The following is a 25,021-nucleotide window of genomic DNA, read 5'->3' as shown; positions in this document are numbered from 1 at the left end:
CGCTCTCGGCGGGTTTGCTTGCGCTTGCCGGCGTACTCAAAGTCGGAAAAGCTCATCTGGCTCATGGGCGGCTCGGATCAGGTGTTGCGGGGATTCTCGCATAACTGAAGGCTTGTTCGGAGATTCCTTAAGTGATTCAGGATGTTGGCTAGTGGTATCGACCCCAACCAATTTAGACTCCGCCCCCAGCGCGCAGACCCATTCCGAGAGTGCCCCACCGGCACTGACCCAACGGTGTGGCAATTCGGCAGCCGAGCTGACAGTCGTGATCACAAGGCCAGCAAAGAGCGTAATCAGGCGAAGACGCAAGCGCATACAAAGGCGTTCCTTTAATAAGTGGGTCAGCGGGAACAGTAAAATCCCGCGCCGTGGACACAGCACATCGCGGAGCAGCCAGCCATTTGATAATTGTTTGCATTTGCGCGTCAACCTATTAACACCCTGTCACCCGCGTCATCTACGCGAGTATCAGCAGCCATTAAGGATTGCCATGAAGTGGTTATGCCCCTCTGAGGACTTGAAAGAAGGCAACAGTCGCGGCTTTCAAATAGACGAATCAGACGTGCTTGTCGTGCGACGTGAGGGCCGGGTCTATGCCTACAAAAACCGCTGCCCGCACCGGGGTGTCCGCCTGGAGTGGCAGCCCGACCAGTTTCTCGACGACAGCACCAGCCTGATTAAATGCGCCACCCATGCGGCCCTGTTCTTGATCGAGTCCGGCGAGTGCGTGGCCGGGCCTTGCGCCGGGCAATATCTAACCGGCCTTGACTGCCACGAAGACAGCCAAGGCATCTGGCTCAGCCTTGAAATGTCAGAGGATGACCGCTAAACGGCGGTCCACTCGTACAGCATCAGGTGTCAGGCTTACGCCATAGGCCAACACCTGCACGCCCGCTGCGACCGCCTCTTTTAAGGCGGCGGCATAGCCGGGATCAATCTCTGCAGCCGGCCTTACGGCATCAATACCGGTGAGATTGATGCAATACAGCTGCACTGCGCGTACGCCGTCGCGGGCCAAACTCGCAAGTTCTCGTAAGTGTTTGGCACCGCGTTGCGTCACCGCATCCGGAAAAGCAGCGATGGATGTGCCGTCAAACCCCAGGGTCACGCTTTTGACCTCAACAAAGGCAAAGCCGTCGGGGTATTCGAGACGGAAATCAATCCGGCTTTTTTCCTGGCCATACGCCACTTCACGTTTAAGCGCCGTAAAACCGTTGAGTTCAGTGATCACCCCGGCCAGCAGGGCTTCTTCGACCAAGCGATTGGCACGGCCGGTGTTGACGCAGGCCAACCGGCCTTGCGGGGTTTCACTGATTTCCCACGTCCCCGGCAACTTGCGCTTGGGGTCATTGGAGCGACTGAACCAGACCTGCCCGCCCTCGACCATGCAATTGAGCATGGAACCGGTGTTAGGGCAGTGAATGGTCATCAACTCACCGTTAACCGTTTCGATATCTGCCAAAAAACGCTTGTAGCGCTTGATCAAACGTCCCTCTTCCAACGCGGGAGAAAACTGCATCAGCGGTTCCAGCTCTGTAGTCCACGGGCAATGCGCTCTACCGCTTCCTGCAAACGCGGCAGGCTTTGGGTGTAAGCAAAACGCACGTGATGGCCGGCCTGAAAACGACCGAAATCAAGACCGGGCGTGAAGGCGACATGTTGGGTTTCTAGAAAGTGGCGGCAGAACGCGAAGGCATCGCCGCCAAACGCACTGATGTCTGCATACAGGTAAAACGCGCCTTCAGGCTCGACCGCAATCTTGAAGCCCAGCTCGCGCAAGGCGGGCAGCAAGAAGTCACGACGGCGGCCAAACTCGGCCCGACGCGCTTCGAGAATGGCCAACGTCTCGGGTTTGAAACACGCCAACGCGGCGTATTGCGCCATGCTCGGGGCGCTGATGTAGAGGTTCTGCGCCAGCTTTTCGAGGTCCGCGACGGCTTCGGGTGGAGCCACCAGCCAGCCCAGGCGCCAGCCGGTCATGCCGAAGTATTTGGAAAAGCTGTTCAGCACAAAGGCGCTGTCATCCACTTCCAGCACACTCGGCGCCTCACAGCCGTACGTCAGACCGTGATAAATCTCGTCCACCACCAAATGCCCGTTACGCGCCTTGATGGCCGCCGACAGCGAGGCCAGTTCATCACGGCTGAGCAGCGTGCCCGTCGGGTTGGCAGGCGAAGCCACCAGCGCGCCCACACTGTCCTGATCCCAATGGCGGTCCACCAAATCAGCGGTCAGTTGATAACGCACCTCCGGGCCGACCGGCACCAACTGGGCAGCGCCTTCCACCAAGCGCAGGAAGTGTCTGTTACAGGGGTAGCCCGGATCGGCAAGTAGCCAGTGTTTTCCCGGATCGACCAGCAGGCTGCTGGCTAAAAGCAGTGCACCAGAACCGCCGGGGGTTATCAGAATGCGGCCAGGATCAATGCTCAGCCCGTAACGCTGCTGATAGAAACCTGATAGGGCTTCGCGCAGCTCAGGCAGCCCGCGGGCCGCGGTATAGCGGGTTTTGCCCGCTGCCAGCGCCGCCTGCCCGGCCGCGATAATGGGCTCGGCTGTGGTGAAGTCAGGCTCACCGATCTCCAGATGAATCACATCATGGCCCGCCGCTTGCAATTCATTGGCACGCGCCAACAATGCCATGACGTGGAACGGTTCGATTGCGCGACTGCGCGCACTGTAAGACTGAGCCATGAGCCTGCCTTCCTGAGTGAGCAAAAGGCCGATTCTACCCAAGCCCACGCAAGAGGGAGAGCTAAATAAGGTCTTAGCGGCCGCCCCGGTAGAACCAAACGGCGCAAGCTCCGGTCATAGCTCGACTAAATTTAATATTCAGCCATTAATCTCAAGCACTACAGGGTTTGTGCACAAACACCGGCAACAGGCCAGACAACAGGGAGTAGCGCGGCCCGATTTGATCTGGTAAGTTCGGCCGCTTGCAGCCGCAGGGCCGGCAGGTGTCGGTGATGTTGCAATCCTGCGCAATGGATTAGAAGAATGAGAGGCGGTCCATTTCATGCCCACAGAAGCAAAGCAACAGAATACTCAAACGCTTAGCGGCTTCGAGCCCTACGTTGAAAAGACGGGTGAAGAGTACATGGGCGAGCCCATGCGCAAACACTTCACCAAGATTCTGCAAAAGTGGAAACAGGACTTGATGCAGGAAGTCGACCGCACCGTTGATCACATGAAAGACGAAGCGGCAAACTTTCCTGACCCGGCCGACCGCGCTAGCCAGGAAGAAGAATTCAGCCTGGAACTGCGTGCCCGCGACCGCGAGCGCAAGCTGATCAAGAAAATCGACAAGACGCTGCAATTGATCGAAGACGAAGAATACGGCTGGTGCGAGTCCTGTGGTGTCGAGATTGGTATCCGCCGTCTTGAAGCACGCCCAACCGCTGACATGTGCGTAGACTGCAAAACCTTGGCTGAAATCAAGGAAAAACAAGTCGGCAAGTAATCGCCGGCTTGACCAAACGGGGCGTGCGAACGCCCCGTTTTCGTTTCTGAAGCGTGCTCACATAGCACTGCCCTGCTGACACTGCAACAGCGGTCAGGCGCCCTGAAGATACGAGCACAACGGCCTCCCCTCGCACTTCGCACCTAGCGCCAGCGGTTACAGGATCCATGCCATGACGGCTGCATCATCCCCCTCCTACATCGGGCGCTTTGCCCCTACCCCCAGCGGTCATTTGCACTTTGGCTCACTGGTCGCAGCCCTTGCCTCCTATCTGGACGCCCGCTCGGCAGGTGGCCGCTGGTTATTGCGCATGGAAGACCTTGATCCACCCCGCGAGATGCCCGGTGCCCAAGCCGCGATTATTGAAGCGCTGCACCGCTATGGCTTTGAGTGGGACGGTGAATGGATCCGGCAGAGCGATCGTCATGACGCCTACGCCCAAGTTGTAGAGCGCCTGTTCAGCCAAGGCCTGGCCTATGCCTGTACCTGCTCGCGCAAACAACTTGAAGGGTATAACGGCGTCTATCCGGGGTTCTGCCGTAACGCCGGACACTCCATGGAAAACGCGGCCATCCGCGTGCGGGTCCCGGAACTGGAATATGCCTTTACGGATCGCGTCCAGGGTGAGTACCGCCAACACCTGGGCCGCGACGTGGGGGATTTCATCATCCGTCGCCGTGACGGGCTTTACGCCTATCAACTGGCCGTCGTACTCGATGATGCCGCCCAAGGTGTGACCGATATCGTGCGCGGTGCCGATTTGCTGGACTCCACACCGCGCCAGCTCTACCTGCAAGAGTTGCTCGGCCTGTCGCAGCCGCGCTACTTGCACGTGCCGCTAATCGTGCAACCCGATGGCCACAAACTCGGCAAATCCTACCGTTCGCCTGCACTGACGCCCGAGCAAGCCACACCCTTGTTACTACGCGCCTTGCGCACGCTGGGCCAACCGACTGACGACCGTCTGGAGCACGCGAGTCCGCGCCAGGTTCTAGACTGGGCAATAGCGCACTGGGACGCCGGGTTGATACCCCGCACCCACACCCTGCAAGAAGCGCATTTACGCTGACAGCCCTTGCAGGTTGCCAGCCATCCGTTACCATCGCCGCACGTTTTTGGGGCATGCGGCCCGTTAAGTGAGGGCGGGATGTATATCTATCGATTGGTCCTGTTGCTGGTTGTCGGGATCTACCTGTTTTCCCCCGCCATCATGGATTGGTGGATCAACGCGACGGGCGCCTGGTACCGGCCTTATCTGCTCTGGCTGATTCTGATCGTGGTGACCTTTATTCTGCAGAGCCAAAAAGATGCCGATGAGCTTTAGCCTGACCCAGATGGTGCTCGTCAGCGCCGCTTACCTGCTGGTGCTGTTTGGCGTGGCGTGGATCAGCGAACGGGGCATGATCCCGCGCGCGATCATCCGTCACCCGCTGACTTACACCCTGTCACTGGGCGTTTACGCCAGCGCATGGGCCTTTTACGGCACCGTCGGCCTAGCCTACGAATACGGCTACGGCTTTCTCTCCAGTTACCTCGGAGTCTCGGGCGCCTTTCTACTGGCGCCCGTGCTGCTTTACCCGATCCTGAAGATCACTCGTACCTACCAACTGTCTTCCCTTGCCGACTTGTTTGCGTTTCGCTTTCGCAGCACTTGGGCGGGCGCGTTGACCACTATTTTTATGCTGATCGGCGTGTTACCGCTGCTGGCCTTGCAAATCCAGGCCGTGGCGGACTCCATCAGCATTCTCACCCGTGAGCCGGTGCAGCATCGCGTAGCCCTCAGCTTCTGCGCGATGATCACGCTGTTCACCATTTTCTTCGGCTCACGGCATATTGCGACCCGCGAGAAACATGAAGGACTGGTGTTTGCCATTGCCTTCGAATCCGTGATCAAACTGGCCGCCATTGGTGGCGTGGGCCTTTATGCGCTGTACGGGGTCTTCGACGGCCCGCAACAGCTCGAAGTGTGGTTGCAGCAAAATCAGACCGCACTGGCCTCGTTGCACACACCGCTTCAAGAAGGCCCGTGGCGCACGCTGTTGCTGGTGTTTTTTGCCTCGGCCATCGTGATGCCGCACATGTATCACATGACCTTCACTGAAAACCTCAACCCACGGGCTCTGGTCAGCGCCAGCTGGGGCCTGCCGCTGTTCTTGCTGCTGATGAGCCTCGCAGTGCCGCTGATTCTGTGGGCCGGACTCAAACTGGGCGCTACTACCAACCCGGAATACTTCACGCTCGGCATCGGGATCGCAGCCAACAGTAAATCTCTGGCCTTGCTGGCGTATATCGGCGGGCTGTCGGCGTCTAGCGGGCTGATCATCGTGACCACGCTGGCACTCTCAGGCATGGCCCTGAACCACCTGGTACTGCCGCTTTACCAGCCACCGGCCGAAGGCAATATTTACCGCTGGCTGAAGTGGACCCGCCGCGCACTGATCGTAGCCATCATCATGGCCGGCTATGGCTTTTACCTGCTGCTGGGCGCTGAGCAGGATCTGGCTAACCTCGGCATCGTCGCGTTTGTGGCGACGCTGCAGTTTTTGCCGGGCGTGCTCTCCGTGTTGTATTGGCCGACCGCCAATCGCCGGGGGTTCATTGCCGGTTTGCTGGCCGGAATCGTGGTGTGGATGGTCAGCATGTTGTTTCCGCTGATCGGCAACTTCCAGGGCTTCTACATCCCGTGGCTGGACATGATTTACGTGCTGGATGACACCAGCTGGCACATGGCGGCCATCGCGTCGCTGGCGGCCAACGTCCTGATGTTCACCCTGATTTCCCTGTTCACCAACGCCAGCACCGAAGAAGCCAGCGCAGCTGAAGCCTGCGCGGTGGACAATGTGCGTCGCCCGCAACGGCGTGAACTGCACGCGGCCTCACCGCAAGAGTTCGCCACGCAACTGGCCAAACCGTTAGGCGCCAAGGCTGCGCAAAAAGAAGTCGAGCAAGCCTTGCGCGACTTGTACCTGCCCTTCGATGAACGCCGACCTTACGCCCTGCGCCGCCTGCGCGATCGCATCGAAGCCAACCTCTCGGGCCTGATGGGCCCCAGTGTTGCGCAGGACATGGTTGAAACCTTTTTGCCCTACAAGTCGGGTGGCGAAAATTACGTCACCGAAGACATCCACTTCATCGAAAGCCGGCTTGAGGACTACCATTCGCGCCTGACCGGGCTGGCAGCCGAACTCGATGCCCTGCGCCGCTATCACCGCCAGACCCTGCAAGAACTCCCGATGGGCGTGTGCTCACTGGCCAAGGATCAAGAGATCCTGATGTGGAACAAAGCCATGGAAGAATTGACCGGCATTGCGGCGCAACGGGTCGTGGGCTCGCGTCTGAACACATTGGGCGATCCGTGGCGCCAGCTGTTGCAAGGTTTTATCGAACTGCCGGATGAGCACCTGCACAAACAGCACTTGGCACTGGATGGACAGACGCGCTGGCTGAACTTGCACAAGGCGGCGATTGATGAGCCCTTGGCGCCCGGCAACAGCGGCCTCGTCCTGCTGGTGGAAGACCTGACCGAAACCCAGATGCTCGAAGACAAACTGGTGCACTCCGAACGACTGGCCAGCATCGGTCGCCTTGCTGCGGGCGTGGCCCATGAAATCGGCAACCCGGTGACCGGTATTGCCTGCCTGGCGCAAAACCTGCGCGAAGAACGCGAAGACGATAGCGAGCTGACGGAAATCAGCAGCCAAATACTCGAACAGACCAAACGCATCTCGCGCATCGTGCAGTCCTTGATGAGCTTTGCCCACGCAGGCAGCCATCAACACAATGACGAACCCGTGTGCCTGGCCGAAGTCGCACAGGATGCCATCGGTCTGCTGGCATTGAACCGGCGCAACTTTGAAGTGCAGTTTTACAACCTGTGCGACCCCGATCATTGGGTCGACGGCGATCCGCAGCGACTGGCGCAGGTGCTGATCAACTTGCTGTCCAACGCCCGTGACGCCTGCCCGGCCGGCAGTGCGGTACGGGTCAAGACGGAAGCCAGCGAACACACCGTCGACCTGATCGTCGAAGACGAAGGATCGGGCATTCCGAAGAACATCATGGACCGTCTGTTCGAACCTTTCTTCACCACCAAGGACCCTGGCGAAGGCACCGGTCTGGGCCTTGCACTGGTCTATTCCATCGTTGAAGAGCATTATGGACAAATCACCATCGACAGCCCGGCTGACATTCAAAGCCAGCGCGGAACCCGTATCCGGGTGACACTACCGCGCCATGTCGAAGCGACGTCCGCTGTGAACTGAGACCGTCGAGAGAACCGAATCAATGCCGCATATTTTGATCGTCGAAGACGAAACCATCATCCGCTCCGCGTTGCGCCGCTTGTTGGAGCGTAATCAGTACCAAGTCAGCGAAGCGGGCTCGGTGCAGGAAGCGCAGGAGCGTTTCAGCATTCCCTCGTTCGACCTGATTGTCAGCGACCTGCGCCTGCCGGGCGCGCCAGGCACCGAGCTGATCAAGCTCGGAGAAGGCAAGCCGGTGCTGATCATGACCAGTTACGCCAGCCTGCGCTCGGCCGTCGACTCGATGAAAATGGGCGCGGTCGATTACATCGCCAAACCCTTCGATCACGACGAAATGCTGCAAGCGGTCGCGCGCATTTTGCGTGATCGTCAGAACGCCGAGAGCCAGTCCGTCGAGCGCCCGGCCAAAGCTGCGGCTGCTGACAAAAATGCTGTGGATAACAGCAATGGCGAAATCGGCATCATTGGCTCTTGCCCGCCCATGCAGGACCTGTACAGCAAGATCCGCAAAGTGGCCCCCACAGACTCCAACGTATTGATTCAAGGCGAATCTGGTACGGGTAAAGAGCTGGTGGCCCGTGCCCTGCACAACCTGTCCAAGCGTGCCAAGGCACCGATGATCTCGGTTAACTGTGCGGCGATTCCTGAATCACTGATCGAATCGGAACTGTTCGGCCATGAAAAAGGCGCGTTCACGGGCGCCAGCGCGGGCCGGGCCGGGTTGGTCGAGGCGGCGGATGGCGGCACCCTGTTCCTTGACGAGATCGGTGAACTGCCCCTCGAAGCCCAGGCGCGCTTGCTGCGGGTGCTTCAGGAAGGCGAAATCCGCCGCGTAGGGTCGGTGCAGTCTCAAAAGGTCGATGTACGCCTGATTGCCGCGACTCACCGTGACCTTAAAAGCCTCGCCAAGATCGGCCAGTTCCGCGAAGACCTGTACTACCGCCTGCACGTGATTGCGCTCAAGTTGCCCGCGCTGCGAGAACGTGGCGCAGACGTCAACGAGATCGCCCACGCGTTCCTTGCCCGCCAAAGCGCCCGCGTGGGCCGCACCGACCTGAAATTCGGGGCGGACGCCGAACAAGCCATTCGACATTACGCCTGGCCAGGTAACGTGCGTGAACTGGAGAACGCTGTAGAGCGCGCGGTGATTCTGTGCGAAAGCCCGGAAATTTCCGCCGACTTGCTGGGCATCGATATCGAGCTGAGTGATCTACAAGACGACGACTTTATCGGTCTTGCCCCACAACAGAGCATCAGCAGCGGTAACACCAGCCTGGACCCGACCGAAGATTTGTCACTGGAAGACTACTTCCAGCATTTCGTGCTGGAGCATCAGGATCACATGACTGAAACCGAGCTGGCTCGCAAACTGGGTGTCAGCCGTAAATGCCTGTGGGAACGCCGCCAGCGCCTGGGCATCCCGCGCAGGAAAACAGGGGTTGCCAGCGAGGGGTAACGCTTCAGGTAACACTCACTCACGTGAAAAAACTGTTACCTCACGCTAAACACGTAACAAATGCCGGGTCTTACGGTAACGAAGACCCGGCTTTTTTTTGGCCTGAAAAAGGTGAAATGCGGGAAAAGCCCCGCGTTTGCTGGGCCTGACAAAAGTTGGCACGACACCTGCTATATGTATTCGTACAAGAACAATAAGAATCACAGCAACACACAATAAAAATAAGACGTATCGGCTCACGCATAACAAAAACAACACGGCGGAGGCGCAGCTAACTGATTCTTTTGGAGAGGTGTTGTCATTGGGGCTTGCCCCACGACTAGGCAGAGAACAACAAAAACTGCATGTAAAGCAGACCCTGAACTAGTTGGATCATGGATCACATCAACACAGCGACCAAAGCAATCCGTTTGCTCTTATCTCCCGATTGGGAGGGTTACACCGGCAAACCCGGGTAACCAGGGCGATCAACAAAAACAAGAAGCCCGCAACCAATAATAAAAATAGAGCACGCAACTAATTCTGGGGGAGCTTCGGCTCCCCTTGTGGTTCCTGCGATTCGACAAAATCATTTAGCCTCTCTAACACGGCCCTCTTGCGCAGGTTCTGAGCGTGCGTGGCAATCGACAGGTTAAGCGTCCTACACCATCCCCTGACTAAATGCTAGAATCCCCGCCCATCATGCGGTCATTCTTCGTTTTGGCCGAACATTCCTTCAAACAGTGCATCCCATGCTGAAGAAGCTGTTCCAGTCATTCCGTTCTCCCAAGCGTCGTACGCAACAACTGCGCAGCACCCCAGAAGTGCTCAACAGCAGCCAACACTCGCTGCAACGTGCCCAGTTCAGCCGTTACGCGGTCAACATTGTCGAGCGTCTGCAAAACGCCGGTTATCAGGCTTACCTGGTTGGCGGCTGTGTACGCGACATGTTGCTCAACATCACCCCCAAAGACTTTGACGTCGCCACCAGCGCCACGCCTGAACAAGTGCGTGCGGAATTCCGTAATGCGCGCATCATCGGCCGACGCTTCAAGCTGGTACACATCCACTTTGGTCGCGAGATCATTGAGGTCGCCACTTTCCGCGCCAATCACCCGCAAAATGACGAAGAGGAAGACAGCAATCAGTCCTCGCGTAACGAAAGCGGGCGCATTTTGCGCGACAACGTATACGGCACACTGGAAGAAGACGCCCAGCGTCGCGACTTCACGATCAATGCCCTGTATTACGACCCGGTCAGCGAACGCATTCTCGATTACGCCAACGGTGTACACGACATCCGCAATCGCTTGCTGCGCCTGATTGGCGACCCGCAACAGCGCTATCAGGAAGACCCCGTGCGCATGCTGCGAGCCGTGCGCTTTGCCGCCAAACTCGACTTCGGCATCGAGAAGCACACAGCGGCGCCGATTCGCGATCTGGCGCCCATGCTGCGCGAAATCCCGTCTGCGCGACTGTTCGAAGAAGTGCTCAAGCTGTTCCTCTCGGGGAATGCTTCTGACACATTCGAAATGCTGGTTGACCTTGAGTTGTTCGATCCACTGTTCCCGGCCAGCGCCGAAGCACTGGAACACAACCCGACGTACACCCACACCCTGATCAGCGAAGCCTTGCGCAACACGGACCTGCGGATCAAACAGGGCAAACCGGTGACCCCGGCGTTCCTGTTTGCCGCCCTGCTGTGGCCTGCACTGCCAGCGCGTGTTCTGCGCCTGCAGGACCAAGGCATGCCGCCTATTCCTGCCATGCAGGAAGCCGCACACGAGCTTATCAGCGAACAATGCCAGCGCATCGCCATTCCTAAACGCTTCACCCTGCCCATTCGCGAAATCTGGGACATGCAGGAGCGCTTGCCGCGTCGCAGTGGCAAACGCGCCGACATGCTGCTCGACAACCCGCGTTTCCGTGCCGGTTACGACTTTTTGCTGTTGCGTGAAAGCGCAGGCGAGCAGACAAACGGCCTGGGCGAGTGGTGGACGGAATATCAAGACGCCAACGACAGCGGTCGCCGCGACATGATCCGTGACTTGAGCAACGCCAAGGATGACGGCGCGGGCCCAGCGCCCCGCAAACGCCGACGCACAGGCGCCAACAAGCGTAAACGCAGCGCAGGCGCTGACGAGTAAGTGATGGAACGCATCTACATTGGAATGGGCAGCAATCTGGCTGACCCGGCCGAACAACTGCGCAGCGCTGTCGAAGCGCTCGCGCACCTGCCTCAATCCCGCTGGGTCGGGGTGTCAGCCTTCTACCAAAGCGATTCGTTACTGCCGGGGCAGCCGCGCTACACCAATGCCGTGGCCGCCATCGACTCCAACCTGGCGCCGCTTGCATTGCTCGATGCGCTGCAAGCCATCGAAACGGATCAAGGCCGCGAGCGCCTTGAGCGCTGGGGGCCGCGCACCCTCGACCTCGACATCCTGCTGTTTGGCGATCGCCTGATTGACGAACCGCGTCTCAAGGTCCCGCATTACCATATGCACGCTCGTCCGTTCGTGCTGTACCCCCTTGCCGAACTGGCCCCCCCCTCGCTGACCCTGGCCGATGGCCGCAGCCTGCAACAGCTCTTGAACGACTGCCCGTATGTCGGTCTTGAGCGCCTCGCTCCTGGCGCTGAATCGAATCAATAACCGCGGTAACACTCACGCGGTAACACCTCTAATTGACTTCCCGTGTGCTCGTCACGACTATAGGCATCCCGCTGCCGCCTACCCGGCGGCGCAATGTGAAAAGCCGGCATTCAAAGCACCGCTTTAAAGGTGCGCCTGCTTATAACGATGAATCACGCGCGTGACTCGCAGTGGTTATCGCACTGCCTGACGAGGATCCTTTTCATGCCAGCTATCACCCTGACCACCCTGCAAAGCCTTAAGCAAAAAGGTGAAAAAATCACCATGCTGACGTGCTATGACGCCACCTTCGCGCACGCCTGCAATCAGGCTGGCGTTGAAGTGTTACTGGTGGGCGACTCCTTGGGCATGGTCCTGCAAGGGCATGACAGCACACTGCCAGTTACTAATGACGAGATGGCCTACCACGTGGCCTGCGTCAAACGCGGCAATCAGGACGCCCTGATTCTCGCCGACATGCCGTTCATGGCAAACGCCACCCTTGAGCAAAGCCTGAACAACAGCGCCCAGCTGATGAAAGCGGGTGCGCACATGGTCAAAGTCGAGGGCGCTGTCTGGTTGGCCGAGTCCATTCGCCTGATGACCGAACGCGGCATTCCCGTGTGTGCCCACATGGGCCTGACGCCACAAACCGTTAACGTGTTGGGCGGTTACAAGGTTCAGGGCCGCAATGAAAACCAGGCGCGCCAGATGCGTGCAGATGCCATCGCCCTTGAACAGGCGGGTGCCGCCATGTTGCTGCTTGAGTGCGTACCGAGCGAGCTGGCGAAAGAAATCACCCACGCGGTGAAGATCCCGGTTATCGGGATTGGCGCTGGCAGCGACACTGACGGCCAGGTGCTGGTACTGCATGACATGCTCGGCCTGTCCCTCACCGGGCGTGTACCCAAGTTCGTGAAGAACTTCATGACAGGCCAGCCAGACATACAATCGGCGCTCAGCGCTTATGTGACCGAAGTCAAAGCCGTCAGCTTTCCTGGCGCCGAACACGGATTCTCTGCATGAACACTGTTAAAACCGTCCGCGAGCTGCGTGCAGCTGTCGCCCGCGCCCGCAGTGAAGGCAAGCAAATCGGCCTTGTCCCGACCATGGGCAACCTGCACAGCGGCCACGCGGCACTGGTCACGAAAGCAGCCCAGCAGGTCGATTTCGTCGTGGCCAGTATTTTCGTGAACCCTCTGCAGTTCGGGGCCAACGAAGACCTCGACACCTACCCGCGCACGCTCGCCGCCGATCAGGAAAAACTCCTGCAAGCGGGCTGTAACCTGCTTTTCGCCCCGACCGTAGAAGAAATGTACCCCCACGGCATGCAGGGTCTGACCCGCGTCACCGCTGCCGCCTTGAGCAACGAGCTGTGCGGCAGCCGTCGCCCGGGGCACTTTGACGGTGTTACCACGGTGGTCAGCAAACTGTTCAACATGGTTCAGCCTGACTTGGCGATCTTTGGGCAAAAGGACTATCAGCAACTGGCCGTCATCCGGGCGATGGTGCATGACCTGAACATGCCCATTCAAATCATCGGAGAGCCCACGGTGCGCGCCGAAGATGGCCTGGCCCTGTCGTCGCGCAATGGCTACCTGAGCGAAGAACAGCGAGCGCTGGCCCCGGCCTTGTATCGCCACCTGCGCGAAATGGCCACGGCCATTCAGAACGGCGAGCGCGACTATCTGGCATTGTCGAGCCATCACGCCGCTCAACTGGAAGCGCTCGGGCTGCGTGTGGATTACCTTGAAGTTCGCCACGCATCGACGTTGCTGCCAGCCGACGTCAGTGATCGCGACCTGGTGATTCTGGTTGCCGCCTTCCTGGGCACTACCCGCCTGATCGATAACGTGCATTTGAATCTTGATAACGCACTGTGAGCCACGGGCGATAAAGGCCTCGCAATCGAGACAAAAACACTGAAACGTTTCACCTGAAGTCACGTAGCGGTGACAAAAGTTACCGTTACGTGTCAGACAAAGCCGAGACAGATGCAGGCACTAGGGTTAATGTGATCGCCCTGCTTGTGTCTGATGCGTTTAAGCAGGCGAACCGCAGTCCACCCGTCTTTAATGTGGAGGATTCGGTGTTTTCAGTGTCCAACAGGCAGTTCAAGCAAAAAAGGATATCCGCAGCGATGGCGTACTACCGCACTCCTCATGACGTTACCGCTCTGCCCGCTTGGCAAGCGTTGAAGCAACACCGCGCCGGCATGCAACATTTCAGCATGCGCGACGCGTTTAACAGCAACCCCAAACGTTTTGAAGATTTCACCCTGAGCAGCTGCGGGCTGTTCCTGGACTACTCGAAAAACCTGATCACCAACGAAACCCGCTCGCTGCTGGTCGATCTGGCCAACGAAGTCGACCTCAAGGGTGCAATCAAATCGTTGTTCTCGGGCGAAATCGTCAACGCCTCCGAAGGCCGTCCGGCCTTGCACACGGCACTGCGTCGCCCGGTGGCCGACAAGCTCTCGGTCAATGGCGCGGACATCATGCCCGAGGTGCATAAAGTCCTGAACAAGATGACCGAACTGGTCGGTCGTATTCATGAAGGCCTGTGGCGCGGTTACACCGAAAAGCCCATCACCGACATTGTGAACATCGGTATCGGCGGCTCGTTCCTGGGCCCAGAGCTGGTGTCCGAAGCGCTGTTGTCCTACGCGCAAAAAGGTGTTCGCTGCCATTACCTGGCGAATATCGACGGCAGTGAATTCCACGAGCTGTCGCACAAGATTCGCGCCGAAACCACCCTGTTCATTGTTTCGTCCAAATCGTTTAACACCCTCGAAACCCTGAAGAACGCCCAAGCCTCCCGCGCCTGGTATCTGGCGCAAGGCGGCTCCGAGGCTGAACTGCATCGCCACTTCATTGCGGTGTCGAGCAACAACGAAGCGGCGGTCGCGTTCGGTATTCGCGAAGAAAACATTTTCCCGATGTGGGATTGGGTCGGCGGTCGTTATTCGCTGTGGTCGGCTATCGGCTTGCCCATCGCGCTGGCCATCGGCATGTCCAACTTCAAGGAATTGCTGTCCGGCGCCTACAGCATGGACCAGCACTTCCAGAACGCTCCGTTCGAGCAAAACATGCCCGTGCTGATGGCCGCGCTGGGCGTCTGGTACGGCAACTTCTGGGGCGCGCAGAGTCACGCGATCCTGCCGTACGACCACTACTTGCGTAACATCACCAAGCACTTGCAACAATTGGACATGGAGTCCAATGGCAAGAGCGTGCGCCAGGACGGCACGCCCGTGTCGACCGACACAGGCCCCGTGATCTGGGGCGGTGTGGGCTGCAACGGCCAGCACGCGTATCACCAGTTGCTGCACCAAGGCACCCAACTGATTCCGGCCGACTTTATCGTGCCGATTGTCAGCTTCAATCCGGTCGCCGACCACCATCAGTGGCTGTATGCCAACTGCCTGTCCCAAAGCCAGGCCCTGATGCTGGGTAAAACCCGTGAAGAAGCCGAGGCCGAGCTGCGCGAAAAAGGCATGCCAGAAGAGCAGGTGCAAAAACTCGCGCCGCACAAGGTGATCCCGGGCAACCGCCCGAGCAACACCCTGGTGGTCGAACGCATCAGCCCTCGCCGCCTCGGCGCACTGGTTGCGCTGTACGAGCACAAAGTATTCGTGCAAAGCGTGATCTGGGGCATCAACGCCTTCGACCAATGGGGCGTAGAGTTGGGCAAAGAGCTGGGCAAGGGCGTCTACTACCGCCTCACCGGTAGCCTGGAAGAGCCGGCCGATGACGCTTCGACCCAAGGCCTGATCAATTATTTCCGCGGTCGCCATCGCGGTTGATTGAGCGCCAGCCAGTCACCCCGACTGGCTGGCGCAACCGAGACAGCATGGACATCATCCGTCGCCCCATCGAACGTCAAATCATAAGCCTGACCGGGCTTTCACTCGGCCAGCTGGACCTCGAAAACCCCAAAGGCGATCCCGGCCTGTTTGGCCCCGATTCCATCAGTTGGCACGTGCATGGTGATTTCACCAGCATGCTGATTGGCGGCATCAGCGCTTTGATGCTGCAAGCCTTGCACCCGTTGGCGCTTGCCGGGGTATGGGATCACTCCAATTTCAGACAGGACATGCTGGGGCGGCTGCGTCGCACCGGGCAGTTCATTTCCGGCACCACGTTTGGCTCGACGGCAGACGCCGACTGGCTGATCGACAAGGTGCGCACCATTCACGAGCAGGTCACGGGCACTGGCCTCGATGGCCGCCCTTATGCCGCCAGCGACCCTGCATTGCTGACGTGGGTGCATGTCGCGGAGGTCAGCAACTTTCTGGCCGCGCATTTACGCTACCGAAACCCCGATTTGTCAGCCGCGGATCAAGACCGGTACTACGACGAAATTGCTGTGGTCGCTGAGCGACTGGGCGCGAAGGATGTGCCGCGCTCGCGCCAGCAAATCGCTGATTACCTGCAACAGGTTCGTCCCCAATTGTTATGTGACGCGCGCAGCCATGAAGTCATTCGCCTGCTGCTGGATGCCCCCTCTCCCAGCGTGCTGGCCAAGCCGTTTGGCGCCCTGATGATGCAGGCCGGAATCGATTTGCTGCCCGATTGGGCCAGCGATCAGTTGGGGCTGTATCAACGTCCCATGACGCGCACGCTGATTCGCGCCAGCGTGAACCGCACGGCCCCGCTTTTGCGCTGGGCCGTGCGTGATGGCTCCGTGCAAAGGGCGCGACGGCGAATGGGAATAACCTGACACGTACAGTCCGGTAGCCAACGGGAAATGACGCTGGCGAACCAGCCCCGGCCGCGCGCAGCCATGGTCGGCGACTACACCAGGCAAGGATATTTGTGACACCATGCGCGCCTGATTCCGAGCGACACACGCCAATAATAATGAGGATTCGCGCCATGCAAGACGTCGTAATCGTTGCCGCCACTCGCACTGCCGTCGGCAGCTTCCAAGGTTCACTGGCCCACGTACCTGCGGTTGATCTGGGGGCGGCAGTCATTCGTCAACTGCTGGAACAGACCGGCCTGGACGGTGCCCACGTTGATGAAGTGATCATGGGCCAGGTGCTGACCGCCGGCGCCGGCCAGAACCCGGCCCGTCAGGCCGCAATCAAGGCCGGCTTACCGTTTGCCGTACCTGCGATGACCCTGAACAAGGTCTGCGGATCTGGCCTCAAGGCGTTGCACCTTGCCGCGCAAGCCATTCGCTGCGGCGATGCCGAGGTCATCATTGCCGGGGGCCAGGAGAACATGAGCCTGTCCAACTACATCGTGCCCGGCGCCCGTACCGGCCTGCGCATGGGGCACAGTCAGATCGTCGACACCATGATTAGCGACGGTTTGTGGGATGCGTTCAACGATTACCACATGGGTATAACCGCCGAAAACCTGGTGGATAAGTACGGCATCAGCCGTGAAGCTCAGGATGCGTTTGCCGCTGCCTCTCAACAAAAGGCCATTGAAGCCATCGAAACCGGCCGCTTTGTGGATGAAATCACGCCCGTATTGATCCCGCAGCGCAAAGGTGACCCGATTGCCTTCGCCACGGACGAACAACCGCGCGCGGGCACAACGGCTGAATCGCTGGCAAAACTGCGCCCTGCCTTTAAAAAAGACGGATCTGTCACGGCGGGTAATGCATCCTCACTCAATGACGGCGCTGCAGCGGTCATGCTGATGAGCGCGAACAAAGCCCAGGCGCTGGGCTTGCCAGTCCTGGCTAAAATCGCGGCCTACGCCAACGCAGGCGTCGACCCGGCCATCATGGGTATCGGCCCAGTGAGCGCTACCCAACGCTGCCTGGCCAAGGCAGGCTGGACGCTGGCACAACTGGACCTGATCGAAGCCAACGAAGCGTTCGCCGCCCAAGCCTTGTCGGTGGGTAAAGAACTGGACTGGGACGCAAGCAAGGTCAACGTGAACGGTGGCGCCATTGCCATTGGTCACCCGATTGGTGCGTCAGGGTGCCGAATCCTCGTCACCCTGCTCCACGAAATGCTCAAGCGCGATGCCAAAAAAGGCCTCGCAACCCTCTGCATCGGTGGCGGTCAGGGTGTAGCGCTGGCGATTGAGCGCGCGTAACTATCGTCCCATCGCAGGAGCGAACCTGCTCGCTCCTGCACCAAACCACCCGCGTTGTTCTGGTAAACTCCCGCGCCTTCTCTGTCCCCCAAGGCGCAACGCATGTCTTCCTTGAATCAGGCGCTGCGCGCCGCCCTCGATAACCGTCACGACTTGCTGGCCGAGCTGCACGCTCAAGGCACAGATTGTTATCGCCTGTTCCATGGCAGCCAGGAAGGTGCCGGGGGCTTGACCATCGACCGTTACGGCCCGCAACTGCTGGTGCAAAGCTTTCACCAGCGTCTTGAGCGCGATGATTTGCTGCAACTGCATGAAGCCATCAATCGTCATGTGGGGCTGGAACTGCTACTGGTCTACAACGACCGCTCTCAGGGCAATTCCCGCATTGATCGTGAAGACACGGTCTACCGCGCCGACGAGGCCGCCCTGCAAGACCTGGTGGGCCATGAATGGGGGCTGAACTACCGTGTGCGCGGCCGCCATGCCGGTCAGGACCCGTTGCTGTTTCTTGATCTGCGTAACGCACGCGGGTGGGTCAAACAACACAGCGCTGGCAAACGCGTGCTCAACTTGTTCGCCTACACCTGCGGGGTTGGCCTGAGTGCTGCCGTAGGCGGCGCAAGCGAAGTCTGCAACCTGGACTTTGCCGAAGGCAATCTGGCCGTGGGTCGCGAGAACGGGCTGTTGAACCCGACGTTGCCCAGCATGAAATTTGTGCAGTCTGACTATTTCGCAGCGATCCGCCAGCTGGCGGGTTTGCCGATCATTCAGCGTCGCCACAAGCTGCCGGCTTACCCGCGCCTGGAGCAACGCGAATACGATCTGGTTTTGCTGGACCCGCCCGCGTGGGCCAAAAGTGCGTTTGGCACGGTCGACCTGCTGCGTGACTATCAAAGCCTGCTCAAACCCGCCGTTTTGACCACCGCGCCCGACGGTGTGCTGATTTGCTGCAACAATCTGGCGAAAGTCAGCATGGACGACTGGCGAGAAAACGTGCTGCGTTGTGCCGAAAAAGCGGGACGCCCGGTACGTGACTGGCAGGTGCTGACCCCGGCCAGCGACTTCCCGTCAATGGACCGCCAGCCACCGCTCAAGACGTTGGTCTTGCAGTTCTAAGCCCCTCATCCTGCTCAGTAATACCCTGATCAAATATAAGGCGGTCGTCTCGGAACCAGAAACGCGTGCCATACTCCAAGGCACCTCCGACTGTAATAGACGACGCCTCACATGCCCAAAGGATTGATTCGCGCCATTGGCGCCGTGCTGACTGCCCTCGCACTTTGTAGCTTGCTCGGCTTTTTGATCGTACCCGGCATCGGTTTGCGCATCATCAACCAGCAATTGGCCAACTACGCCACCACCCCCGCCCGGCTTGATCGCCTTGAGTTCAACCCATTCAGCCTTGAGCTGACGCTGTGGGGGCTGAAGATAGGCGAACCGGGCAAGGAGCAGGTCGGATTCGAACGCCTGTACACCAATTTGCAGGCTGACAGCCTGTGGACCAAAGCCTTGCACCTTGCCGACGTGCAGCTCGACAAGCCCAAGACAGAATTGGTGTTCAGCAAGGATGGCACGCTCAACCTGACGCAGCTGTTCAAACTCCCCCGGCTCCACCATTTGATCATCTAAAGACGTCCACGGACGTCTTTTTTTGTGCCTGAAATCCAGTGAAATCACGGGGTTCAGGGCCATTGGCTTCCGCAGATGCATTTAGAGTTCCAGGCGTTTTGGTATCCCATTTGGTATCCCGGACCCACCGGTGTTATTTTTGGGATACCAAAACGGTGTCGGAGGTAGCTCTCATGCCTACTAATGCAACCCGCCTCTCAGACCGCCAACTCAAGGCAGTCAGGGCAACAGGAAAAGACTTCGTTCTCACTGACGGCGACGGTCTTCAACTCAGAGTCAGAGCCAGTGGCTCGATGATATGGAATTTCAACTACCGCGAGCCGGTAACCAAAAACCGCCTCAATATGGCGCTGGGCCCTTACCCGGCTCTCTCGTTGGCGAACGCCAGAAAGAAAGCTCAAGAAGCACGTGAACTACTGGCGCTAGGCATTGACCCCAAGGCTCACCGCGATGAGCTCAGGCAAGCCAAGCTGGCGAAGACCGAACACACACTCGAGAAGGTGGCCACCGCCTGGTTCGAACTGAAAAAGCACTCCGTCACAACGGCCTACGCCGAAGACATCTGGCGCTCACTCACGCTGCATGTTTTTCCCAGCCTCAAAGCCACACCCCTCGCAGACATCACCGCCCCCATGATCATCAAGCTCCTACGCCCGATCGAGGCCAAAGGCAGCCTGGAGACGGTCAAGCGACTTTCCCAACGTCTCAACGAAATCATGGCCTACGGCGTCAACTGCGGGCTGATCTTTGCGAACCCGCTCAGTGGCATTCGGGCAGCCTTCAAGAAACCGCAAAAACAAAACATGGCGGCACTTCCTCCCGAAGAACTACCCGACCTGATGCTGGCGATTGCCAACGCCAGCATCAAACGCATCACCCGCTGCCTGATCGAATGGCAACTGCACACAATGACCCGCCCTGCCGAGGCTGCTGGGACGACCTGGGCAGAAATAGATTTCGAGAAACGCATCTGGACCATTCCAAAGGAGCGCATGAAAAAACGCCGTGCGCACCCCATCCCCCTAAGCGACCAGACGCTCGCGCTGCTAGAGACACTCAAGCCCTACAGCGGCCACCGGGAACATGTATTTCCGGCCGACCGAAATCCGCGTACACACGCAAACAGCCAGACCGCGAACATGGCATTAAAGCGTATGGGCTTCCAGGATCGGTTGGTCAGCCACGGCCTGCGATCAATGGCCAGCACCATCCTCAACGAACATGGATGGGACCCGGAGTTGATTGAAGTCGCACTCGCCCATGTCGACAAAGACGAAGTCCGAAGCGCGTACAACCGAGCGGACTACATCGAGCGAAGACGCCCGATGATGACTTGGTGGAGCGACTACATTCAAAAAGCCGCCACCGGCAATTTGTCGGTGACGGCCATTCATGAAAACAAAAACGGGAACGTCATCCCGTTTCGTTAATCAGTTCCTACTGGCGACAGCGGCGACACTGGCGACAACCCACTTATTTAGCGGTCCTGCGCATGGCGACAAAGCGGCGACCGTCGCCACCATCTGCATCGCCCACAAGCTTTTAAGGCCCAGCCCCTGAGGGCAGGAAGGCTTTGCCTTCCCGTCCTCAGGGGCTCACTTTAAAAACCGACGAACGGCCCACTGTCCATTCAAAGCCACCGTCTTCCATACACATCCATCGCCTAAAAACCCCACCCCATACACGGTTGACCACCCTCCGAGCACGCGCTACACCAGAGCCGTAAAGCGCTGTCATCGACAGCATTGCCCAGGTAGCCAGGGATCTTTAAGGCTACGCCCAACAGTGGTGGTCCCAGCCATGCGCGCTCGCTTCCAATTAGGCGCGCAGTCACGCCCAACGTGATCGAAGCCAACTTATCCACAGTGCAAATGCGGCAGCCCGCGCCCGTCTCTTTCTCCAGGAAAGAGACGGGCGCCGAAACCACTGCCGCAGCCCTTGCCGGGCAACACATTGCAGCGTTTGTCCCTGTGACAATCGGCGTGACAAACCCCGATGTCACCCGCAGCAGCAATGCAGATGATGGTGCCGCATCCCACGGAATGGACTGCACCTGACTGACAGTCAGGCACGCCCCGGTCATCGCATCACTGCCTGCAACAGACTCAGGATTTCGCGGCGCTGGTCTCGTCAGCCAACGCAGCCTCCACCCGCCCACTTCAGTCGAAGTGTTCAGGAGGCCAGATCATGAGATGCCCAAGCTCCCGGTCGTAAAGAGCCGCCCGTCCCGCGTAAGTGGACAACCCTCACAGGCTGCAGGGGCCTTGATCCCTGATAACACTCAACAACCGTGGCGGGGAGAGTGAGGGGGAAATTCGAAGCACCAGGAGAATGACGATGCAATTGTGCGAAGTGTTCGACCTGCCACAGCCGCTTCTGGAATACCGGCCCGAGCCGCTGGTGTATCCAGTCGAAGCGTTGGGACAAATCTTAGGGCCAGCCGTCGAACGTATGGCCGAGGTGATCGGCGTGCCCTGTGCCATGGCGGCGCAATCGGTGTTGGCCACTGCCGCCCTGGTGACCCAGTCGCATGCCAATGTGCATCTCGATGGCCGTGTTTATCCGTTGTCCCTGTACATGCTGACGGTGGCATCGTCGGGTGATCGTAAAAGCGCAGTGGATCATCTGGCGCTAGCATCTGCACGTGAGTGGGAGCGGAGGCAGTGGACTTTGTATTTGGAGCAACTGAAAGCCAATCGCGCCGCCATTCGAGGAAAGCACGAAGCTCGTGAGTTATCCGACCCCGTCCCGCCCAGGTTGATCATCGCCGAGCCCACCATTGAGGCGCTGATCAAAAACCTATGCCAGGGCTTGCCCAGCATGGGGTTATTCAACGATGAGGGCGGACAGTTTTTAGGCAGCAGCACTATGAGCAAAGAGAACCAACTCAAGGCCATCACCACCCTGTCAGCGCTCTGGGATGGCAGCCCCATCGACCGGGCGCGCTCCATGCCTGGCGAAAGCCTGCGAGCTTATGATCGTCGCCTCAGTCTGCATCTGATGCTGCAACCTTACCTGGCCAACCAGCTACTCACAGACCAGATGATCAATGGCCAAGGCATCCTTGGCCGTTGCCTTATTAGTTGGCCCGAACGCCTTGTGGGGCGGCGCTTGTACAAGGCAGTCGACCTAACGCGAGATGCCAAAATCCTGCGTTACCAAGCACGCATCATCGCTCTGCTGGATAAGCCGATGTCGTTGCACAAGGATGATTCACTTAACCCTGACAGGCTGGAACTGACACCCAGCGCGCGCGCTGCCTGGATCGATATTCACGACACCATCGAATGCCAATCTGGTGAATTTGGCGAGCTGTCCGGCATTCAATCCGTCGCGGGTAAAGCAGCCGCCAACGTACTGCGTATCGCCGGGGTATTGGCGGTGATTGAAGACGCGCATGCAGTGGACAAACCCCATATACAGCGTGCCTCGACGCTTATGGATTACTACCTGGCCGAAATCCAGCGCCTGACGGAGCAAGAGCCCATCAACACTTTACGCGAGGAGGCGGATCGACTGCTGCGCTGGCTGACACAAAAAGGCTGGACCCAATTTACCGTCCGCGACCTCAACCGCAACGGCCCCCGTTTTGCCCGCAAAAGCAGCCGTCACACCATTACGCTACTGGTCGAATTGATCTCACATAGCTGGCTGGACTCTCATGACGGAAAGACCTTCGAGGTGCGCCATGTTCCGCCTCAATGATGCGGTGCGCCGTTATCAGGCGCAGCATCAGACTCGGCCTGCGTTGCGGAGTGTCGCCACTTCCGTCGCCGCCTTGTCGCCATGCTTCAGACCAGCAACTAAAAGGGTTGTCGCCACTGTCGCCGTTGTCGCCATCCCCGCCTTAGGGCCTGTCGAGATCGGCCAACTGATCCACCAACTGCGCGAAGAGGGAGCAATGTTGCGGCATCAGCAAAACGCCCTGATTATTCGTCCCACACATTGGCAACAAGTGAACAAGATCAGCGCCCACTGGAAAGCAGTGCTGCGCTTTCTGCAAGACACGGAAAACGGTGAAGCCGATGGCATTGGTCGGCCGGCGTGATGGCCGCAACTTTGGCTACGGCCGTCAGCTCAGCTATGCCGGCCCACAAGCGCTGAAAGATATGTTTGCCGGCGGCCACTTCGCTACGGTCAAAGCACACAGTGATCGCTGGCAGGCTTTCGTGAAGTGGTGTCGGTCAGCGGATGGCCCCGGTTACAACGACGCCCGCCAGATAGATCGCAGTACCTTGCACAGCTACGCCACACACCTGCGTCAGCAAATTCAACAAGGTGAAATCTGCATCGCCACCGCGCAGAACCGCCTGAGTAGCGTAAACCGTACCCTCGCAGCACTACGCGGCGACCAGTACGTGAAAATCGCCAGCCCGAGTAAGGCACTCGGCATGCCGCGATCAAGCGTACGCATCCGCGCACCGGATGGCCAAGAGCACCAACAACTGAGTCGAGTGATTGAAGCGCTTCGCGAACAGCACCACCACCGCGTCGCTGCGATTATCTGCTTGGCCCGCGCAACCGGCATGCGCTTGCGCGAAACGATCTTGGCTGACCTGCCACGCTTGCAACGTGAGGCTAAACACTTAGGCCGCATCAATATTCAGGATGGGACCAAAGGCGGCCGGGCTGGCGCTTCAGCTCCGCGCTGGATCATCGCAAATAACGAGGTTAAGGCAGCCTTGCAGATGGCTCATCACGCTTCGCCACCCCACAGCCGCAATTTGCTGGCCCAAGATGAAAGCTACGCCAAGTTCCAGCAACAGACGGTGAGGCCAGCCCGTGAATTGCTTCAGAAGCTGGGACTGAAGGGGGTTCATGAATTGCGAGCCGCTTATGCGTGCGAGCGTTACGCACAACTCACTGGCCACGCGGCCCCCGTCAACGGTGGCCGATGCTATCTCATCGACCACGCTCTGGACCAAAAGGCGCGACGGCAAATCAGTCTTGAGCTTGGGCATAACCGGATCGATGTCATTTCGGCCTACATTGGAGGTCGAGCGTGACCAAACCCTTCAATATGGAGCTGTTCCTGAGCGGCGTAATGACTGGTTCAAAGGTCACGCAGCAACGTCACCTACGGCAAGCTCGATTCATGCAAGTGGCCATTCAAGAGCGCTGGCAGCGTGATAATCCTTGGACTTGGCAGCTTAAGCATGTGCGCTGGTTTCTCACTGAGTATCTGAAAGATCATTCAGACGCCACCCGGTATTATTACCTACTCACGGCTTCATTGGTCTGGAAGCGATTAGGGAAGGACCGAGACTTGGTGATCGCCCCTGCCGTGTGTCGCAACTTGCTGACAGTGGTTTGCTCAGGTGATCGTAAAAGCGCGGTGGAGCAAGTACCCCTGCAAGCCGTACGCGACTGAGAGATACAGCAAGTGGGTCATTTTTGGGGAACAGCTCAATGCTCAACGCGCTGCAATGAGCATCAGCGCGAATCACCGACATGAAAAAGTCAGTACAACTAGCGCTAGACGCCCAACCTGGCCCGTGTAACCGAGACTGCTCAGTGCCGAGCTCGGATTGAGATACAATCCCCGGCAT

The 25,021-nt window shown here is 58.7% G+C and carries 20 protein-coding genes and 3 pseudogenes; 20 read left to right on the top strand and 3 right to left on the bottom strand.

Annotated features, from left to right (window positions below; all coding sequences use genetic code 11):
• Nucleotides 1-114 precede the first annotated feature (114 nt).
• Nucleotides 115-315, bottom strand: a pseudogene (locus tag TU74_RS24735) (hemin ABC transporter substrate-binding protein); the annotation flags it as partial.
• A 175-nt stretch (nt 316-490) separates the two neighbouring features.
• Here TU74_RS24735 and TU74_RS16550 point away from each other — a divergent pair.
• Nucleotides 491-829, top strand: a complete 339-nt coding sequence (locus tag TU74_RS16550; RefSeq protein ID WP_047281240.1) for a Rieske (2Fe-2S) protein — start codon at nt 491-493, stop codon at nt 827-829.
• Here the strand turns inward: TU74_RS16550 and sfsA are convergent.
• On the bottom strand, nt 812-1,519 hold the full coding sequence (sfsA, locus tag TU74_RS16545; RefSeq protein WP_047281241.1) for a DNA/RNA nuclease SfsA: 708 nt from the start codon (nt 1,517-1,519) through the stop codon (nt 812-814). The two genes, TU74_RS16550 and sfsA, sit on opposite strands and share 18 nt — an antisense overlap.
• The gene (locus TU74_RS16540; RefSeq protein WP_048377122.1) at nt 1,519-2,691 is read right to left on the bottom strand and encodes a pyridoxal phosphate-dependent aminotransferase; all 1,173 of its coding nucleotides are present in this window, start codon (nt 2,689-2,691) and stop codon (nt 1,519-1,521) included. Before TU74_RS16540 ends, sfsA begins: the two co-directional genes overlap by 1 nt.
• A gap of 322 nt (nt 2,692-3,013) precedes the next feature.
• Here TU74_RS16540 and dksA point away from each other — a divergent pair, with 322 nt between their 5' ends.
• The 19 genes and pseudogenes from dksA to TU74_RS16445 form a co-directional block, all read left to right on the top strand.
• Complete coding sequence (gene dksA / locus TU74_RS16535) at nt 3,014-3,457, top strand: RNA polymerase-binding protein DksA (RefSeq protein WP_047281243.1); 444 nt, start codon at nt 3,014-3,016, stop codon at nt 3,455-3,457.
• Nucleotides 3,458-3,629: 172 nt separating this feature from the next.
• Nucleotides 3,630-4,526 carry a tRNA glutamyl-Q(34) synthetase GluQRS gene (gene gluQRS / locus TU74_RS16530; protein WP_047281244.1) on the top strand — a complete coding sequence of 299 codons (897 nt, stop codon included), beginning with the start codon at nt 3,630-3,632 and terminating at the stop codon, nt 4,524-4,526.
• 78 nt (nt 4,527-4,604) lie between these two features.
• Nucleotides 4,605-4,781 carry a hypothetical protein gene (locus tag TU74_RS23990; protein ID WP_047277492.1) on the top strand — a complete coding sequence of 59 codons (177 nt, stop codon included), beginning with the start codon at nt 4,605-4,607 and terminating at the stop codon, nt 4,779-4,781.
• Complete coding sequence (locus TU74_RS16520) at nt 4,765-7,719, top strand: sensor histidine kinase (protein WP_162199717.1); 2,955 nt, start codon at nt 4,765-4,767, stop codon at nt 7,717-7,719. The genes TU74_RS23990 and TU74_RS16520 overlap by 17 nt, the downstream gene beginning before the upstream one ends.
• A gap of 22 nt (nt 7,720-7,741) precedes the next feature.
• Complete coding sequence (locus tag TU74_RS16515) at nt 7,742-9,175, top strand: sigma-54-dependent transcriptional regulator (RefSeq protein ID WP_047277496.1); 1,434 nt, start codon at nt 7,742-7,744, stop codon at nt 9,173-9,175.
• Between the two features lie 731 nt (nt 9,176-9,906).
• Nucleotides 9,907-11,301 carry a polynucleotide adenylyltransferase PcnB gene (locus TU74_RS16510; protein ID WP_047277498.1) on the top strand — a complete coding sequence of 465 codons (1,395 nt, stop codon included), beginning with the start codon at nt 9,907-9,909 and terminating at the stop codon, nt 11,299-11,301.
• A gap of 3 nt (nt 11,302-11,304) precedes the next feature.
• Nucleotides 11,305-11,805 (top strand): 2-amino-4-hydroxy-6-hydroxymethyldihydropteridine diphosphokinase, encoded by a 501-nt coding sequence (gene folK / locus TU74_RS16505; protein WP_048377121.1) that lies wholly within the window; start codon nt 11,305-11,307, stop codon nt 11,803-11,805.
• A 204-nt stretch (nt 11,806-12,009) separates the two neighbouring features.
• Entirely contained in the window at nt 12,010-12,810 is an 801-nt protein-coding gene (gene panB, locus TU74_RS16500) for a 3-methyl-2-oxobutanoate hydroxymethyltransferase (RefSeq protein ID WP_047277503.1), read from the top strand.
• Entirely contained in the window at nt 12,807-13,667 is an 861-nt protein-coding gene (panC, locus tag TU74_RS16495) for a pantoate--beta-alanine ligase (protein WP_048377120.1), read from the top strand. The genes panB and panC overlap by 4 nt, the downstream gene beginning before the upstream one ends.
• Before the next feature lie 257 nt (nt 13,668-13,924).
• The gene (gene pgi, locus TU74_RS16490; RefSeq protein ID WP_047277507.1) at nt 13,925-15,589 is read left to right on the top strand and encodes a glucose-6-phosphate isomerase; all 1,665 of its coding nucleotides are present in this window, start codon (nt 13,925-13,927) and stop codon (nt 15,587-15,589) included.
• A gap of 47 nt (nt 15,590-15,636) precedes the next feature.
• On the top strand, nt 15,637-16,506 hold the full coding sequence (locus TU74_RS16485; RefSeq protein WP_048377119.1) for an oxygenase MpaB family protein: 870 nt from the start codon (nt 15,637-15,639) through the stop codon (nt 16,504-16,506).
• A gap of 155 nt (nt 16,507-16,661) precedes the next feature.
• Nucleotides 16,662-17,843 carry an acetyl-CoA C-acetyltransferase gene (locus TU74_RS16480; protein WP_047277511.1) on the top strand — a complete coding sequence of 394 codons (1,182 nt, stop codon included), beginning with the start codon at nt 16,662-16,664 and terminating at the stop codon, nt 17,841-17,843.
• A gap of 102 nt (nt 17,844-17,945) precedes the next feature.
• A complete protein-coding gene (locus TU74_RS16475) occupies nt 17,946-18,959 on the top strand; it encodes a class I SAM-dependent rRNA methyltransferase (protein WP_048377118.1) in 1,014 nt (337 codons plus the stop codon).
• 111 nt (nt 18,960-19,070) lie between these two features.
• Nucleotides 19,071-19,448: pseudogene (locus TU74_RS16470) on the top strand (DUF748 domain-containing protein); the annotation flags it as partial.
• Nucleotides 19,449-19,645: 197 nt separating this feature from the next.
• The gene (locus tag TU74_RS16465; RefSeq protein ID WP_048377116.1) at nt 19,646-20,902 is read left to right on the top strand and encodes an integrase domain-containing protein; all 1,257 of its coding nucleotides are present in this window, start codon (nt 19,646-19,648) and stop codon (nt 20,900-20,902) included.
• Between the two features lie 907 nt (nt 20,903-21,809).
• Complete coding sequence (locus TU74_RS16460) at nt 21,810-23,177, top strand: YfjI family protein (protein ID WP_048377115.1); 1,368 nt, start codon at nt 21,810-21,812, stop codon at nt 23,175-23,177.
• Nucleotides 23,161-23,520, top strand: a complete 360-nt coding sequence (locus tag TU74_RS24210; protein WP_048377114.1) for a hypothetical protein — start codon at nt 23,161-23,163, stop codon at nt 23,518-23,520. Before TU74_RS16460 ends, TU74_RS24210 begins: the two co-directional genes overlap by 17 nt.
• Complete coding sequence (locus TU74_RS16450; protein WP_048377113.1) at nt 23,498-24,478, top strand: integrase domain-containing protein; 981 nt, start codon at nt 23,498-23,500, stop codon at nt 24,476-24,478. The genes TU74_RS24210 and TU74_RS16450 overlap by 23 nt, the downstream gene beginning before the upstream one ends.
• Nucleotides 24,475-24,747, top strand: a pseudogene (locus TU74_RS16445) (hypothetical protein); the annotation flags it as partial. The gene TU74_RS16450 and the pseudogene TU74_RS16445, both read left to right, overlap by 4 nt.
• Nucleotides 24,748-25,021: the final 274 nt, after the last annotated feature.

This window comes from Pseudomonas lundensis (assembly GCF_001042985.1).
GTDB classification, from domain to species: Bacteria; Pseudomonadota; Gammaproteobacteria; order Pseudomonadales; family Pseudomonadaceae; genus Aquipseudomonas; species Aquipseudomonas lundensis.
This window is presented reverse-complemented; position numbering and strand designations above follow the sequence as displayed.

What these genes read in the sequence shown, in the direction of transcription:
- TU74_RS16550 (WP_047281240.1), top strand. Translation starts at nt 491, where the DNA reads ATGAAGTGGTTATGCCCCTCTGAGGACTTGAAAGAAGGCAACAGTCGC.
- sfsA (WP_047281241.1), bottom strand. Translation starts at nt 1,519, where the DNA reads ATGCAGTTTTCTCCCGCGTTGGAAGAGGGACGTTTGATCAAGCGCTAC.
- TU74_RS16540 (WP_048377122.1), bottom strand. Translation starts at nt 2,691, where the DNA reads ATGGCTCAGTCTTACAGTGCGCGCAGTCGCGCAATCGAACCGTTCCAC.
- dksA (WP_047281243.1), top strand. Translation starts at nt 3,014, where the DNA reads ATGCCCACAGAAGCAAAGCAACAGAATACTCAAACGCTTAGCGGCTTC.
- gluQRS (WP_047281244.1), top strand. Translation starts at nt 3,630, where the DNA reads ATGACGGCTGCATCATCCCCCTCCTACATCGGGCGCTTTGCCCCTACC.
- TU74_RS23990 (WP_047277492.1), top strand. Translation starts at nt 4,605, where the DNA reads ATGTATATCTATCGATTGGTCCTGTTGCTGGTTGTCGGGATCTACCTG.
- TU74_RS16520 (WP_162199717.1), top strand. Translation starts at nt 4,765, where the DNA reads ATGCCGATGAGCTTTAGCCTGACCCAGATGGTGCTCGTCAGCGCCGCT.
- TU74_RS16515 (WP_047277496.1), top strand. Translation starts at nt 7,742, where the DNA reads ATGCCGCATATTTTGATCGTCGAAGACGAAACCATCATCCGCTCCGCG.
- TU74_RS16510 (WP_047277498.1), top strand. Translation starts at nt 9,907, where the DNA reads ATGCTGAAGAAGCTGTTCCAGTCATTCCGTTCTCCCAAGCGTCGTACG.
- folK (WP_048377121.1), top strand. Translation starts at nt 11,305, where the DNA reads ATGGAACGCATCTACATTGGAATGGGCAGCAATCTGGCTGACCCGGCC.
- panB (WP_047277503.1), top strand. Translation starts at nt 12,010, where the DNA reads ATGCCAGCTATCACCCTGACCACCCTGCAAAGCCTTAAGCAAAAAGGT.
- panC (WP_048377120.1), top strand. Translation starts at nt 12,807, where the DNA reads ATGAACACTGTTAAAACCGTCCGCGAGCTGCGTGCAGCTGTCGCCCGC.
- pgi (WP_047277507.1), top strand. Translation starts at nt 13,925, where the DNA reads ATGGCGTACTACCGCACTCCTCATGACGTTACCGCTCTGCCCGCTTGG.
- TU74_RS16485 (WP_048377119.1), top strand. Translation starts at nt 15,637, where the DNA reads ATGGACATCATCCGTCGCCCCATCGAACGTCAAATCATAAGCCTGACC.
- TU74_RS16480 (WP_047277511.1), top strand. Translation starts at nt 16,662, where the DNA reads ATGCAAGACGTCGTAATCGTTGCCGCCACTCGCACTGCCGTCGGCAGC.
- TU74_RS16475 (WP_048377118.1), top strand. Translation starts at nt 17,946, where the DNA reads ATGTCTTCCTTGAATCAGGCGCTGCGCGCCGCCCTCGATAACCGTCAC.
- TU74_RS16465 (WP_048377116.1), top strand. Translation starts at nt 19,646, where the DNA reads ATGCCTACTAATGCAACCCGCCTCTCAGACCGCCAACTCAAGGCAGTC.
- TU74_RS16460 (WP_048377115.1), top strand. Translation starts at nt 21,810, where the DNA reads ATGCAATTGTGCGAAGTGTTCGACCTGCCACAGCCGCTTCTGGAATAC.
- TU74_RS24210 (WP_048377114.1), top strand. Translation starts at nt 23,161, where the DNA reads ATGTTCCGCCTCAATGATGCGGTGCGCCGTTATCAGGCGCAGCATCAG.
- TU74_RS16450 (WP_048377113.1), top strand. Translation starts at nt 23,498, where the DNA reads ATGGCATTGGTCGGCCGGCGTGATGGCCGCAACTTTGGCTACGGCCGT.